At 45.5% G+C, this 14440-nt stretch carries 12 protein-coding genes and 1 riboswitch; of the genes, 1 reads left to right on the forward strand and 11 read right to left on the reverse strand.

The genetic code is table 11. The features are described 5' to 3' along the window. Positions 1-174 precede the first annotated feature (174 nt). The 6 genes from ACP7AK_RS11845 to ACP7AK_RS11870 form a co-directional block, all read right to left on the reverse strand. Positions 175-540: a YkgJ family cysteine cluster protein gene (locus ACP7AK_RS11845; RefSeq protein WP_080591854.1), complete on the reverse strand. Its 366-nt coding sequence runs from the start codon at positions 538-540 to the stop codon at positions 175-177. Between the two features lie 97 nt (positions 541-637). Next, positions 638-1435: an MBL fold metallo-hydrolase gene (locus ACP7AK_RS11850; protein ID WP_425879961.1), complete on the reverse strand. Its 798-nt coding sequence runs from the start codon at positions 1433-1435 to the stop codon at positions 638-640. Between the two features lie 183 nt (positions 1436-1618). Next, positions 1619-2194: a TMEM165/GDT1 family protein gene (locus tag ACP7AK_RS11855; RefSeq protein WP_004281327.1), complete on the reverse strand. Its 576-nt coding sequence runs from the start codon at positions 2192-2194 to the stop codon at positions 1619-1621. A gap of 72 nt (positions 2195-2266) precedes the next feature. Continuing rightward, positions 2267-2408: riboswitch (yybP-ykoY riboswitch) on the reverse strand. Between the two features lie 156 nt (positions 2409-2564). Next, positions 2565-4571 (reverse strand): 2-oxo acid dehydrogenase subunit E2, encoded by a 2007-nt coding sequence (locus ACP7AK_RS11860; protein WP_425879962.1) that lies wholly within the window; start codon positions 4569-4571, stop codon positions 2565-2567. Positions 4572-4573: 2 nt separating this feature from the next. Continuing rightward, entirely contained in the window at positions 4574-7276 is a 2703-nt protein-coding gene (gene aceE, locus ACP7AK_RS11865) for a pyruvate dehydrogenase (acetyl-transferring), homodimeric type (RefSeq protein WP_425879963.1), read from the reverse strand. Positions 7277-7604: 328 nt separating this feature from the next. After that, the gene (locus tag ACP7AK_RS11870; protein ID WP_425879964.1) at positions 7605-8288 is read right to left on the reverse strand and encodes a M23 family metallopeptidase; all 684 of its coding nucleotides are present in this window, start codon (positions 8286-8288) and stop codon (positions 7605-7607) included. Between the two features lie 107 nt (positions 8289-8395). On the opposite strand from ACP7AK_RS11870, the gene ACP7AK_RS11875 reads away from it, so the two are divergent. Beyond that, positions 8396-8836 carry a DciA family protein gene (locus ACP7AK_RS11875; protein ID WP_004647242.1) on the forward strand — a complete coding sequence of 147 codons (441 nt, stop codon included), beginning with the start codon at positions 8396-8398 and terminating at the stop codon, positions 8834-8836. Positions 8837-8935: 99 nt separating this feature from the next. On the opposite strand, the gene lpxC is transcribed toward ACP7AK_RS11875, so the two are convergent. The 5 genes from lpxC to ACP7AK_RS11900 form a co-directional block, all read right to left on the reverse strand. Then, positions 8936-9838 (reverse strand): UDP-3-O-acyl-N-acetylglucosamine deacetylase, encoded by a 903-nt coding sequence (gene lpxC, locus ACP7AK_RS11880; protein WP_425879965.1) that lies wholly within the window; start codon positions 9836-9838, stop codon positions 8936-8938. A 126-nt stretch (positions 9839-9964) separates the two neighbouring features. Continuing rightward, entirely contained in the window at positions 9965-11158 is a 1194-nt protein-coding gene (ftsZ, locus tag ACP7AK_RS11885; protein ID WP_004647240.1) for a cell division protein FtsZ, read from the reverse strand. A 159-nt stretch (positions 11159-11317) separates the two neighbouring features. Continuing rightward, positions 11318-12580, reverse strand: a complete 1263-nt coding sequence (gene ftsA, locus ACP7AK_RS11890; RefSeq protein WP_005245712.1) for a cell division protein FtsA — start codon at positions 12578-12580, stop codon at positions 11318-11320. 70 nt (positions 12581-12650) lie between these two features. After that, positions 12651-13505 (reverse strand): cell division protein FtsQ/DivIB, encoded by an 855-nt coding sequence (locus tag ACP7AK_RS11895; RefSeq protein ID WP_085064739.1) that lies wholly within the window; start codon positions 13503-13505, stop codon positions 12651-12653. A 2-nt stretch (positions 13506-13507) separates the two neighbouring features. Continuing rightward, on the reverse strand, positions 13508-14437 hold the full coding sequence (locus ACP7AK_RS11900) for a D-alanine--D-alanine ligase (protein ID WP_004647237.1): 930 nt from the start codon (positions 14435-14437) through the stop codon (positions 13508-13510). Positions 14438-14440 lie beyond the last annotated feature (3 nt).

Raw genomic sequence — 14440 nt, forward strand, 5'->3', positions numbered from 1 at the left:
AAATTTCATTGCAATTGCAAAATTATTTTTTATTCAAGCTTCGTACACGCAAATCTATGGAAGTGCTAAAACAGCATCAATAATACCTCCGATCATGAAGTTCCCTATTTTAAAATATACCCCGATCATTTTAATCAAGTGAAAAGCAGAGCCTAAGCTCTGCTTTGGATGGATTTAGCTGACATATTCAAAACTGTCATCATTGTCGGCTTCATCAGTTTCAATCTGGACAAAGGGCAACATATTGTGTGCAATACGTGCCTTATTGCATTGCTCATCGGCAATCTGCACTTCTTTGCAGGATGAACTGCGCTGCTCATACATGCCGCAGCTCACCTGCTGGCCGATGGTGCCATCAAGTGCGATACAGCGTGGATTTTTTTGATTGGTTCCAGCCATACATGAATAGACTGCTGTCACAGGTTCGGTATAGTGCTCAGGCATATGAATACCTTCAGCCCAATAGAACGAAACCCTGAAATAGGCGCAGCACGCCCCGCAGCTTAAACACGCATCCGGTTTTGGAACTTGAGACAACATTTCTTATAAGTTCTCATTATCAAAAAAAAGTTTTTTGGAGAAGAAATATAAAAAATGTTGTTTTTCCACACAAGAAAAAAATTATTTTTTGTGTGAACTATTCAGGACAAGTAAAAACCGTTTCATCCATCAGGTCAGTTCCGCATTGCAGCGTTTCAATCCAGTCCAGAAACTGATTAATCTGCTCTTTACCGATAAATGGTGTACCATGTTGCGGCACAATCATCTCGATTTCCATGCTGCGTACCATTTTCACCCAAAGACGAATCACCTTGTTATTGCACATATAGCGTTGATGGAAGCTTTTCATTTTTGGGATATGCGCGGCAAAGTTTTCTAGTGGCTTGGCGGCATCTTCAACCATAGACGCACCCATATCACCTGAAAACAGGATTTTGGCAATCGGATCATAAAACTGGAAATTCCCCACCGAATGCAGAAAATGCGCCGGCACCGCCACAATGTGTGATTGACCCAACGGGATGATTTGACCATGATCCGGAAGCTCCACCAATCGATCTAACCAGTTACCTTTCATCCGGTCACTCATAAAGGCCGAGTTTAAGTGCGGCAAGAAGCGCGCCCACAGCTTGGATGCCACCACTTTGGCATCGGTATATACCAGCCAGCGCGGCATGGAAGTGATAATGTCCGGGTCTTGATGTGAAGCCATGACATAGTCCAGATGGGTCAAGCGGGTGTATTTATTCAGTTCCATGGTCAGCGGCACATAGGTTAAATCACCACCCGGATCGAGTACCGCTGCGCGCTCATGATCAATAATCAAAAACTGGTTTGCCTGAACGCCTTCACCTTTGACCAGACTGGTAAAACTAATGCATTTATGTGTCCCATTATCAAACAGGACTTGCGATGTGGTGCGCTCAAAAACCATGTAAATTCCCCAATTTATAGTTAAAACTGCTGTTTTATACCCATACAACATATAAGGATTTAATAGAATTTACAATCCATAAAACCGACCATATCACGAGCTTTATCAAGCTTTTCAGAGGATTTAAGCATAAAAAATCCTGAGTTTTTAGCTCAGGATTCATGCAATTTGTTATTTTATAATTTAAAAGAAATAATATTGAACCAGGGTCGCGACACCTATGACCAGGAAAATGGCCGCGCCAATTTTATGGATCAGGCTGATCGGTAGTTTGTTCGCCAGTTTATCACCCAAAAATACCGCAGGCGCATTGGCCAGCATCATGCCTAGCGTAGTACCCAACATCACCCAGAAGACGCTGTCGAAACGTGCCGCCAGTGCCACTGTGGCAATCTGGGTTTTGTCACCAATTTCTGCCAGAAAAAACAAAATGAAGGTTGCACCAAATACCCCGAATTTTTGCCATTTATTGATACTGGCATTTTCATCACCCAGTTCATCCGGAATCAGCATCCAGACTGCCATCGCGATAAAGCCAATCGAAACGATCCACAGCAGTACTTCCGGCCCAATCACTGTGGTTACCCATTGTCCCAATACTGCAGAAAGGCCGTGGTTAATCAATGTCGCCAATAAAATAGCAACTAAAATAGGAACAGGTTTGCGAAAGCGTGCGGCAAGCAGCAATGCCAGCAGTTGGGTTTTATCACCCATTTCAGCCAGTGCTACGATTGCAGTCGACAGTAAGAATTCATACATGAGGTCTTTCTCTGGCTAGCATCCAATACCAATGACTCACCGCTCCTGCTAGCCAAAATCTGCAGAGTGGTAAATCAAAGGTCTTGCCAACAAAAGAAAGCTTGGAAAAGCTGACTTGGTTCTTTGCTATGATGACCATGCCCGGTTGAGCAAATATGTTGACCATCACCCTTCTGCTTTGCGCAAAAGGCGGCTACTCCCCAATGAAGTGCGCCAAGTATAGAATCAAATAGATTATTTTTCAATGCAGCAAGAAAAAACCCTGCCGAAGCAGGGTTTTTATTTATACCTTCTTTGTATTTCTTCCTGAGCTTCAATTGAAATATTTTTCAATGAAGCGCAAGAGAAAAGAAAGTGAATCGAATTTAATTTAGATTAACAGCGTACGAATATCTTTAAGCAGCTTGGTCAGCTTGTTGGTGAAACGAGCAGCATCTGCACCATTGATCACACGATGATCGTAGGACAATGAAAGCGGCAGCATCAAGCGTGGATCAAAGCCTTCACCATTCCAAATCGGCTGCATGGTTGCAGGTGAAATACCCAGAATTGCCACTTGCGGCCAGTTCACTAATGGCGTAAATGCTGTACCACCAATTGAACCTAGGCTAGTGATAGTGAAGTTCGCACCTTGCAGATCTTTCGGCGACAACTTCTTGTCACGCGCTTTTTGACCCAAGATTCCTAGCTCAGTGGCAATCTGTTTAATTGACTTCTGATCTGGGTGACGCAGCACAGGCACGGTCAAACCATCTGGCGTTGCGACCGCGATACCCATATGGATCTCGTTACGTAGCAAGACTGACTTACCATCATCGGCCAAGTGACCAGCAAATTCACGCTCTTCTTTTAACAAGTGCGCAACTGCTTTGATGATGAATGCCATAATGGTCAGGCTCAGGCCTTCTTTCTTGAAGTTGCCTTTCAGTTCATTACGCCATGCTTCGAGTTCAGTAATATCTGCTGCATCAAACTGGGTCACTTGCGGAATGAAATTATTCAGCGACAATTGTGGAATAGATACTTGTTGCAAACGCGTCAAGGCTTTCTCTTCCACACCACCAAAAGCGCTAAAGTCTGGCAGTTTTGGCAGACCTGCGACTTGAGCAGCAGCGGCTACAGGAGCCGCCTGTGGCGTAGTAAGACGCGTTTTGACATAGGCTTTCAGGTCTTCTTTCATGACGCGCGCATGTGGGCCAGATGCTTTGACATCTGCCAACACGACGCCCAGTTCACGTGCCAGTTTACGCACAGCAGGACCGGCATAGACTTTCGAGTTAGCCACACTCTGCTCTTTGGTCAGCTTATCGGCATTATCCGACGTCGCGACTGTTTGAGTAGAAGATGCAGCAGGTGCCGATGCTGCTTTTGCAGCAGGCGCTTTAGGTTCTTCTGCTTTGGCTGCAACAGGTACAGCAGCTGCTTGCGCTTCAGCTTCAATTGTTACCAGTGCAATGCCTTGAGAGACATTTTGACCCAGTTCCACATGAATGGCTTTAATCACGCCGGCTGTAGTGCTTGGCACTTCAACAGTCGCCTTGTCTGATTCCACCACGATGATGCTTTGGTCTTTTTCAACCGTATCACCGACCTGAACCAGAATTTCAGCTACAGCCGCCTTGTCTACACCCAAATCAGGCACCATCACTTCAACATCACCCGCAGGTGTTGCTGGCGTTTCTGGTGCTTCGACTGCTTTCTCTTGGGCCGCCGCTTGAGCAACTGGTGCTTGAGGTGCTTCTGTCGGTGCTGATGCTGTCGAAACAGCCGTTTTCACTTTCAGAATGACCACACCTTCTTTAATGGTATCGCCTTCTTTAATCTCGATGGACTCTACCGTGCCTGAAACCGTACTTGGCACTTCAACAGTCGCCTTGTCTGATTCCACCACCACGATGCTTTGATCCACTTCGATTTCATCACCGACAGAAACCAGAATTTCACCGACAGTGGCTTTTTCTACACCAATATCGGGGATTTGAACATCAACCACCTGTGAGTTCGCTTGTGCCTCAGGAGCAGCAGAAGCTTTAGGCTGATGCGAAGCCAGTTCCTGCATGATTTCCTGATCCGGCAATGAAGTCGGAGTATTTTCTGAAGTTTTTTGTGAGGCATCTGCTTGCTGTGGCTCGACCACATCAGCGCTACCGTCTTCAGCTTGTAGCTCAATCAGTACCGCGCCTTCAGCGACTTCATCACCCTGGCTCACCAGAATGCTTTTTATCACGCCTGCTGAAGTGCTAGGTACTTCAACAGAGGCTTTATCAGATTCAAGTAACACAATGCTGTCATCGATCGCGATCGTATCACCGACTTTGACCAGAATTTCGGCCACTGTTGCCTTATCTACACCAATATCAGGAGTCGTAATTTGCATGCTTAGTTCTCCTCTTTGTAGTCAGCAACAGCATGTACAGATGGGGTTTCTTGCGGTGCCCAAGCCACTGGACGATCTGTATCAAGCTCGAAAGTCGAGATCGCATCTTTTACCAGGCGCGCATCAACTTCACCTTCATCTGCCAGTTTTTTCAAAGTTGCCACCACAATATGGGCAGCATCAACACCGAAGTAACTACGCAAGTTGGCACGTGTATCTGAACGGCCATAACCGTCAGTACCCAATGCTACGAATGGACGGCCATCTGGAAGATAAGCACGAATCTGTTCGCTATAAGCACGCATATGATCGGTTGCAGACACGACGATACCTTCAGTACCGCGAAGCTGTTTCGATACCCATGCTTCTTTTACGTCTTCAGCCAGCGGATGCAAGCGGTTGTATTCTTCACATGCCATACCGTCACGTGCCAGTTCATTGAAGCTGGTCACACTGTAGACATTTGAATGAATTTGATATTCCTCACGAAGAATCTTCGCTGCCTTGATCACTTCACGCAGGATCACACCTGAGCCCAGTAACTGAACAGTGGCTTTTTCATCTTCTTCCAGTAAGTACATACCACGCTTGATGCCTTCTTCAACACCTTTTGGTATTTCCGGATGCTCGTAGTTTTCGTTCATTACGGTCAGGTAATAGAACACACGTTCCTGGTTCACATACATACGTTGTAAACCGTCATGCACGATCACCGCCAATTCATAACCGAAACATGGGTCATAAGAGACACAGTTTGGAATGGTATTGGCCAAGATGTGTGAATGACCATCCTGATGCTGCAAGCCTTCACCGTTCAGTGTAGTACGACCTGCAGTTGCACCCAGCAAGAAGCCTTGTGCCTGTGCATCGCCTGCTGCCCAGGCAATATCACCGATACGCTGGAAACCAAACATCGAGTAGTACATATACATCGGAATCATTGGCAGGTTATTGGTTGAATAACTGGTCGCCAATGCTGCCCATGCACTCATCGCACCGGCTTCGTTAATCCCTTCCTGCAACATGTGACCGTCTTTGGCTTCACGGTAATGCATCAGCTGTTCTTGGTCTTCCGGGGTATATTTCTGGCCATGCGCGGCATAAATACCGAGCTGACGGAACATCCCTTCCAGACCGAAAGTACGGGCTTCATCAGGCACGATTGGCACAACACGGTCTTTAATCGCTTTCTCTTTAAGAAGTGCAGAGATTAAACGCACCATCACCATCGTGGTCGATTGTTCTTTACCATTTGAACCGGCCAAGACCGAATCAAATACTGAAAGTCCAGGAATCGCCAGCTGTTCGCTTTCCTTACGACGTGCAGGCAGGTAACCACCTAGCGCTTCACGACGTGCCTTCATATATTTCAATTCAGGTGAATTTTCGCTTGGACGGTAGAACGGTACTTCTTCAAGCTGTTCGTCGGTGAAAGGAAGGTTGAAACGATCACGCACATATTTCAAGGAATTGATTTGCATCTTCTTGATTTGATGCGTTTTGTTGACTGCTTCGATTTCTTCCGACAAACCATAACCTTTCACGGTTTTCGCCAGAATCACGGTCGGCTGACCTTTAGCCGTACATGCTTCAGCATAAGCAGCAAAAACTTTGTACGGGTCGTGACCACCGCGGTTCAGATTATCAATATCTTCGTCGCTTAAATCTTTCACCAGCTCTTTAGCTTCTGGGTATTTACCGAAGAACTTTTCACGTGCGTAAGCACCACCTTTTACCTGATAACGCTGGAAATCGCCATCGACTGCTTCTTCCATCACTGCTTTCAGTGCACCGGATTTATCTTTATCCAGTAGTGGATCCCAATGACGGCCCCACACAACTTTAATCACACGCCAGCCTGCGCCGCGGAATAATGACTCAAGTTCCTGAATGATCTTGCCATTACCACGTACCGGACCATCCAGACGTTGCAAGTTACAGTTCACTACCCAAATCAGGTTGTCGAGCTTTTCGCGACCTGCCAGAGAAATTGCACCCAAGCTTTCCGGCTCGTCCATCTCACCATCACCCAGATAAGCCCAAACCTTACGATCTTCTTCTTTAATCAGGCCACGGTTCATCAGGTACTTTTGGATATGTGCCTGATAAATTGACATGATTGGACCCAGACCCATCGATACGGTCGGGAACTGCCAGTAGTCCGGCATCAAATAAGGATGCGGATAAGATGGCAAACCTTTACCACCCACTTCACGACGGAAATTATTCAGATGCTCTTCAGTCAAACGGCCTTCTAAAAATGAACGCGCGTAAATACCCGGTGCACAGTGACCTTGGTAATAGATCATGTCGCCGCCGAAGTTATCGCTGTTGGCGCGGAAGAAGTGGTTAAAGCCCACATCATAAAGGGTTGCGGAAGAAGCAAAACTCGCCAGGTGACCACCGAGATCATCCCCGGTTTTATTCGCGCGTAATACCATTGCCAAGGCATTCCAGCGGATCAGCGCGCGAATACGGCGCTCCATGTCCTGGTCACCCGGCATGGCAGGTTGCTCTTCAACAGAAATCGTATTTAAGTAGGGAGTATTTAAACGCTGAATAGGAACATGCTTTGCAATTGCGCGTTGATAAAGTTTTTCTAATAAAAATGCTGCACGCTCAGTGCCCATGTGCTGCAAAACAGAGTCAAATGCATCTTGCCATTCTTGGGTTTCTTGCGCGTCTGTATCGCCATAAAACGCCATAATCTACAGTTCCTAAAAGCCTAATCTAATGTCTTATATGTACCATATTTAAGACCTCTGCAGGTATGGCCTTAGCTGAATGCGATTTAGCAGTACTATTTAGGAACTAAATGATGGGTGACGTATAATTACACTACATAACAAAAAATAGTCAATAAAGGCGATTTATTATACAATCATTATAATAGTTGGTGATAATATGAGACTTAAAAGTGATAAAACAAAAAGCCCTTCAAGTTGACTTGAAGAGCCTTCAGCTTAAACGCTTTAAAATGCTTATCGGAGATTTTTTATGTATAGAGATGCATCTTGTTATTCAGGTCTATACTTAAGGTAACATGGCCAAATAAGTAGATGGGTTTTTACGTTGACCGTCTTTTACTACTTCATAATGCAAGTGTGGACCGGTACAGCGACCAGTACAGCCGACATTAGCAATATGATCACCCGCTCGCACCTGTTCTCCCACACGTGCAATAAGACGTGAAGCATGGGCATAGCGCGTTAAATAGCCATTGCCATGATTGATTTCAACGTATTGACCATAACCTGTGCCCCAACCTGATTTGGTCACAATTCCTGGACCTGTTGCATAGATTGGTGTACCACTTGGCGCTGCAAGATCAAGGCCTGAATGATTTTCAGCACGGCCACTCATGGTACGGCCACCGTAATTTGAACTTACGCGAGAATTAGGTAAAGGATGAGAAATTAGCCAAGAATAAGCACTGTTTGCTGCCGCTTTATTGGATGAAGTATTGGCATACTTCTGAGCAAGCGTTCGATTGTTCAGTTCAACTGGTTTCTCACGAAGTTGAACATTCAATTTAGTCTGTGCTGGAATATCGATATCATCTGGATGAGTATATGCACCCTGTGCCAGAGTACGCGTCAATTGCTCGATACGATCTGTTGAACCATTTTCTTGATTTAGATTGACTAAATCTGCGAACGCAACCGAAGCCGCTGAAACTGATAAAGAAAATGCCAACAAAATACGTCGCATATGCATAAAAAACCTCTCTAAACTGCTTTAATCGAGTTCCTTGAAGATCTCTATCCTTGATATCCACTAAAAGAAGCGCATAAGATTAAGACATAAATATGTAGGAATCATGTATGTCGGAACCTGTCAACGTTTTTCAACAAACAAGAAAACAGATAAAAACAGGAAACTTTTCGTTTCTCTCATCACAAGTCGCTGCCTGGCAGAAACTTACGAAACTCGTACAACCGCTATTGCCCCAACCGGAACGCTGGCAAGTTGTCTGCTATCAAAATGGTGTGTTAACGATTACCGGTGAAAACCAGGCCATGATCAGTCAATTGGCCTATCTTCAAAAGCAATACATTTCACAACTCTCTCAAATAAATGAATTAACAGATCTCACTAAACTTCAAGTTTGCTTGCGGAATCCTTCGCAAACATCACCTGTTTCAGCAACACCTGAAAGAGCCTTAAATGCAGAAACACAGGAATTACTTCGTAGTGCTGCTGACTTTATAAGCGACCCTAAGCTTAGCCAAGCTTTACTACGTTTGGCAAGCAATAAAAAGTAACATAGCAATCAAATGTAATAAATTAAAAAGCAAACATTATGTGATGTGTATCACAGTATTAAAGCAATAACAAAAACATAAAGACACAAACACAATGACTTATGTCACATTCACATACATGATTGGACAATTGGCTTCGTCATCAAATGTTACAATTTCATAGCAGCTTGGATCACTTTTCACATTGCGTAAAAGTTGATTATTCAAGGCATGTCCAGATTTATAACCATCAAATTTGGCAATAATCTGATGCCCGAGCAGGTATAAATCACCCACGGCATCCAGAATTTTATGACGTACAAATTCGTCCGAGAAACGTAAACCTTCTTCATTAACGACCCCGTTTTCATCTACACCAATGGCATTTTCCAGGCTGGCACCCAGCGCCAGATTATTGGCTTTGAGATAATCCAGATCTTTCATAAACCCAAAGGTACGCGCTTCACTGACTTCATAAACGAAGGTTTCAGTAGAAAAATCGATACTGGCGGACTGATGTTCTTTTTTAAAGGCAGGATGATCAAAATCGATGGTGAAATTCAGCTGAAAGCCCTCATGTGGGCTAAAAATGGCACGTTTGTCATCAATGAGTGCTTCAACCGGTTTAATAATCTTGACGAATTTTTTAGCGGCATCCAGCTCTTGCAAACCGCCCTGCATGAGCAGGTAAATAAACGGACCTGCACTGCCATCCATAATCGGGACTTCAGAGGCCGACACTTCAATAATCAGGTTATCAATGCCTAGACCAGCAATCGCACTCATGACATGTTCAATGGTGCCTACTTTGGCATTTTCCTGAACCAGGTTCGAGCACATGAAGGCTTCTTGAATCAGCATGGCATCGGCAGGAATGTCGACTGGCGGATTCAGGTCAATACGACGAAACACAATTCCCCCATCGGCATGGTGCGGCACAAAGTTAATCATGACTTTTTGCCCACTGTGAAGACCGATTCCGCTCGCTTTCACGACACGTTTCAGGGTACGTTGTTTCAACATGCTTTTATCATCTGTTCATCTATAAAACCGCTATACGTTAGCATATTTGGCTATTGATAAAAAACAAAAAGGTGGCTTAAAAGCCACCTTTCCTGTCTAATCTAGCTAAACACATGATGTTACATGTTATTTACGCTGTTGATTCTTAAGATAATCCTGAATGCTCATTGGCGTTGGGCGCGGGCTAGAAACTGAAGCCGCCGCTGGATTCGCTGCTGCACCTGTTTCATGCTGCTGACGCTGAATTGCCGGTACATCATCATCTTCCACCACAGCCTGTGCAGCTGCTGCTGGACGAGTTGCCTGTACATTAGTACGTTTGGTCGGTTCAACTGAATCCGCTGCATGACGGGTTAAACCTGTTGCAATCACAGTCACGCTGATTTCATCACGCGCATCCGGATCAAAAACGGTACCGTAGAACACCTGACCCTCATCTAAATCGACAATCTGGTTCACGACATCAGTAATTTCTTCAATTTCACCGAAAGTCACGTCATCGCCACCAGTCACGTTGATCAGAATGCCTTTGGCATTCATGATAGTCACGTTGTCGAGTAATGGACTACGGATTGCCTGCTCAGCAGCCTGACGTGCACGGTTCTCACCACGACCCAGACCGACACCCATCATGGCATAACCACGAGTGCTCATGGCTGTTTTTAAGTCAGCAAAGTCAAGGTTGATATGGCCAGGACGGACTACCAAATCAAAAATACTGCGTACTGCATTCAGTAGAACATCATCCGCTTTTTTATATGCATCTTTCATTGAAATATCACGGAAGACTTTCAATAGACGCTGGTTTGGAATGATGATTAATGAGTCTACATGCTGCTCAAGAGCTTCGATGCCTTTTTCAGCAGACTGTAGACGGCGTTTGCCTTCAAAGTTAAATGGCGTGGTCACGACACCAACGGTCAAGATACCCATTTCTTTCGCAATTTCAGCCACGACTGGCGCTGCACCGGTACCGGTACCACCGCCCATACCCGCAGTAACAAAGACCATATCGGTCCCTTCAAGCTGCTGGCGGATCAGTTCACGGCTTTCTTCTGCTGCGGTCTGGCCGACTTGCGGATTTGCACCTGCACCCAGACCACGGGTACTTTGCTCGCCCAGCTGAATTTTAAATTCGGCTTCCATGCGATCCAATGCCTGCTTGTCCGTATTGGCACAAACAAACTTTACGCCCTGGATATCGGACTGCAACATATGTTGTACAGCATTACCACCCGCACCACCTACACCAAACACAGTGAAACGGGCTTGACCATTGCTATCGCTATGATCGTCTTCGAAAAATTCAAATGAGGCCATGACCTATAAAATTCCTAATTCATAATTGGCAGTCACTAAGCCCGTATACTGCCTTAATCTTAATAAAATTGTTTTTAAGAATGCTGCTCATGCGTTCACTTGTCAAGTACAAGCCCGATTAACTACATCTTCCCAACAATATTCACAATAAAAATCGACTTAAAAGATTGATTTCAAGGTGTCATTAAAGCCAAACAAGGCTCTTTTGACCCGCTTGGCCAATGACAACCGTTCTACATCATCCTGTTCCACAATCGTGTCCTGGGTATCACTCTGACTAAACATCAGCAAGCCCGCCACAGTGCTATATTGTGAGCGACGTAAAGCAGCCTGATGTTGTTCATCTGCATACACCTGAGTCGGCGGATTACCTAAATGCGCCGAGACCCCCATGGTACGGCGAACAAAGCTCACCATTCCTTCGATATGACTAGCATCGCCGGTCAATACCACACCATGATACAAGCCCTGAAGAGCACCGTTTTTCACCAATTCATCACGCACCAGACCCAGAATTTCTTCATAACGCGCCATGATGATTTCAGTCAATTCAATCCGGCTGATGGTTTGTGGCCCATCAATCCCCTGGAACTGAATCATATGGTCAGGCTTGACCACTTTCAGGTCGACACAGCCATACAATAATTTCAGACGTTCAGCTTCTTCAGTTGTGGTTTGCAATACTGCTGCAATATCACGGGTCACATGTTCACCGCCACGTTGGAAGGTATGGGTTAAGGCCAAACGACCATCCACATACACTGCAACATTGGTCGTGCCGGCACCGATATCTACTAAGCATACGCCATATTCTTTTTCGTCTTTCAGCAGGCTGGCTTCAGCAGTAGCCAAGCTCGACACCACCATTTTTTCTACACCAATATTGGCACCTTTCAGGGCGCGATCAATATTCTGCATGGTACTGATCGGCAGCATCATCAAATGATAGTGTCCGGTCATGCTATGTGCCGACATCCGAATCGGGTTTAACACCCATTCCGGTGAGTCGTCCAGCTCAAAACCCAGAGGCACAGCACTGACCAGATAATGATCTGAAGTCAAATGACTAGCTTTAGCCAATTCCAGTGCACGCACCACTTCACTGGTGGTAATCGCATGCTCGCTATTGTCGATCGAGGTGCGACCTGAAGCATAAAAGCTTTTTAATTCGGCACTTGGAATAGAGACCCAGGCAGAATGTACACGACATTCCGCCATATCTTCTGCTTCTTGAACGGCATTTTTAATTGCAGTAATAACTTTATCGAGACTGACAATTTTCCCTTTACTCATGCCTCGGTTACGAGCGGTGGCCATACCAATCACTTGGATATTGTCTGGCGCGTGTACCTTGCCAATCAAAACTGAAACTTTGTGTGTCCCAATGTCAATCGCCACAACCGAGGGAACAGCTTCACTCATTATTCACTACTACCATTACGTGTTTGTTAGATTTATGGCTTTAAATGCCTCTATTTTTTAAAGCCGGTCATTATGGCTTTACTGTTACCTTATTCTCAACGCCCGTGTCATCAATGGTTACAATAAAATGTCCATTTACAATTTTAGGCGGAATTGAATTTTTCCACTGTATCGACAATCCATTGCGATAACGCAGGTCGATGGCCGAAATTTTAGACCAGACCGGCTTTAAATCGCTCTGAGACAGATGACTCAGGCGTTGTAATTTGCTCATAGTCTGGTCTTTATCCACAATTATTCTTAAACCCGAATCAAACTGCATAAACCAGGTCATTCGCTCGGTGAGATATAATTCTTTTAGACGAATGCCTTGTGGCAAAAATAACTGATTAATTTCATTATAACGACGCATCATGGTTTCTGCATGGCTCGCTGGCCCATGTAGCAACGGTAATGCCTGATAATTCTTGGGTGTGACTTCAGTGAAAATAACACCACTGTCACTCAATAAACGCCCTGTTCCCCAACGTGCAATTGCATGATGCGGCATCACCCGCACCCGAATGCCATTTGGCCAGGCTCGGGACACCACGACCCGATCCACCCAGGATAATTCCAGAGTACGATCGCGGATCGCTTCCAGATCTGAAGTAAAATAGTTTTTGGTCACAATCGGTGACACATATTGCATGACCTGACGCTGTTCAGCAGCCGAGCGCGTACCTATCACGCCCAGCTCTGCCACGTCACTATTGGTCATGACTTTATATAAGCCCAATATTCCAAAGGCCAGCACCAATACCGCAATACACAACAATAACCAGCCACCAAAATTGGTCAGCTTTTCTTTGCGTGTCGGCGGCTTGTCGTGAATTGAGGTAATCGCAGCACGTTTACGGCGCATGGAAACAGGAAGTTGAGCCATATTTAGTGTGCCGAACCAGTCAAGGTCTGTTCCAGAATCGCCACACACAGCTCATCAAAACTGTATCCGACTGCAGCTGCCGCTTTTGGCACCAGTGAATGACTGGTCATGCCTGGCACGGTATTCACTTCAAGCAACCAGAAGTTGCCCTGTTCATCCTGCATGGCATCAATCCGGCCCCAACCACTGGCACCGACTGCTTGGAATGCGCGCAAACTCAAGGCTTTTAACTGTTGCTCTTCAGCTTCGCTTAAACCACATGGAATGCCATATTGCACATCATTACGCTGATATTTCGCTTCATAGTCATAGAAGGCAACATCTTGAGGCGGTTCAAGACGAATCACCGGCAGCGCCTGACCATTTAAAACCACAATGGTATATTCACGACCGGTAATCCATTTTTCTGCCATCACCACAGCATCATGTTCAGTTGCCTTGGTAATTGCTTCTGCAAAATCTTCAATTTTCTCAACCTTACTCATGCCGATACTGGAACCTTCATGTACCGGCTTGATAATCAAAGGCAAGCCTAAAGCATTAACAATGTCGTTCGCATCAGAGTCTTTGGTGACAATGCGATACGGTGCTGTCGGCAATTCCGAACCCTGCCAGACCTGCTTGGTCTTGACCTTGTCCATGCCGATCGCAGAACCTTGTACACCGGTACCGGTATACGGCACGTTTAACCATTCCAGTGCGCCCTGGATCTGGCCATCTTCCCCGCCACGTCCATGCAATACAATAAAAGCACGATCATAATTTACCAGTTCTGTGACACTACGCTCCTGAGGATCAAACGCTTCCGCATTGACCCCTGAACGCACTAATGCCTCAAGTACCGCCGTACCACTGTCTAGAGAAACCTCACGCTCTGCAGATTTACCACCAAGCAACACGGCAACTTTTCCGAATTTTGAAGCATTTGACACGTT

The organism is Acinetobacter sp. TWP2-2-3 (assembly GCF_049896445.1).
In the GTDB taxonomy this organism is placed as follows: Bacteria; Pseudomonadota; Gammaproteobacteria; order Pseudomonadales; family Moraxellaceae; genus Acinetobacter.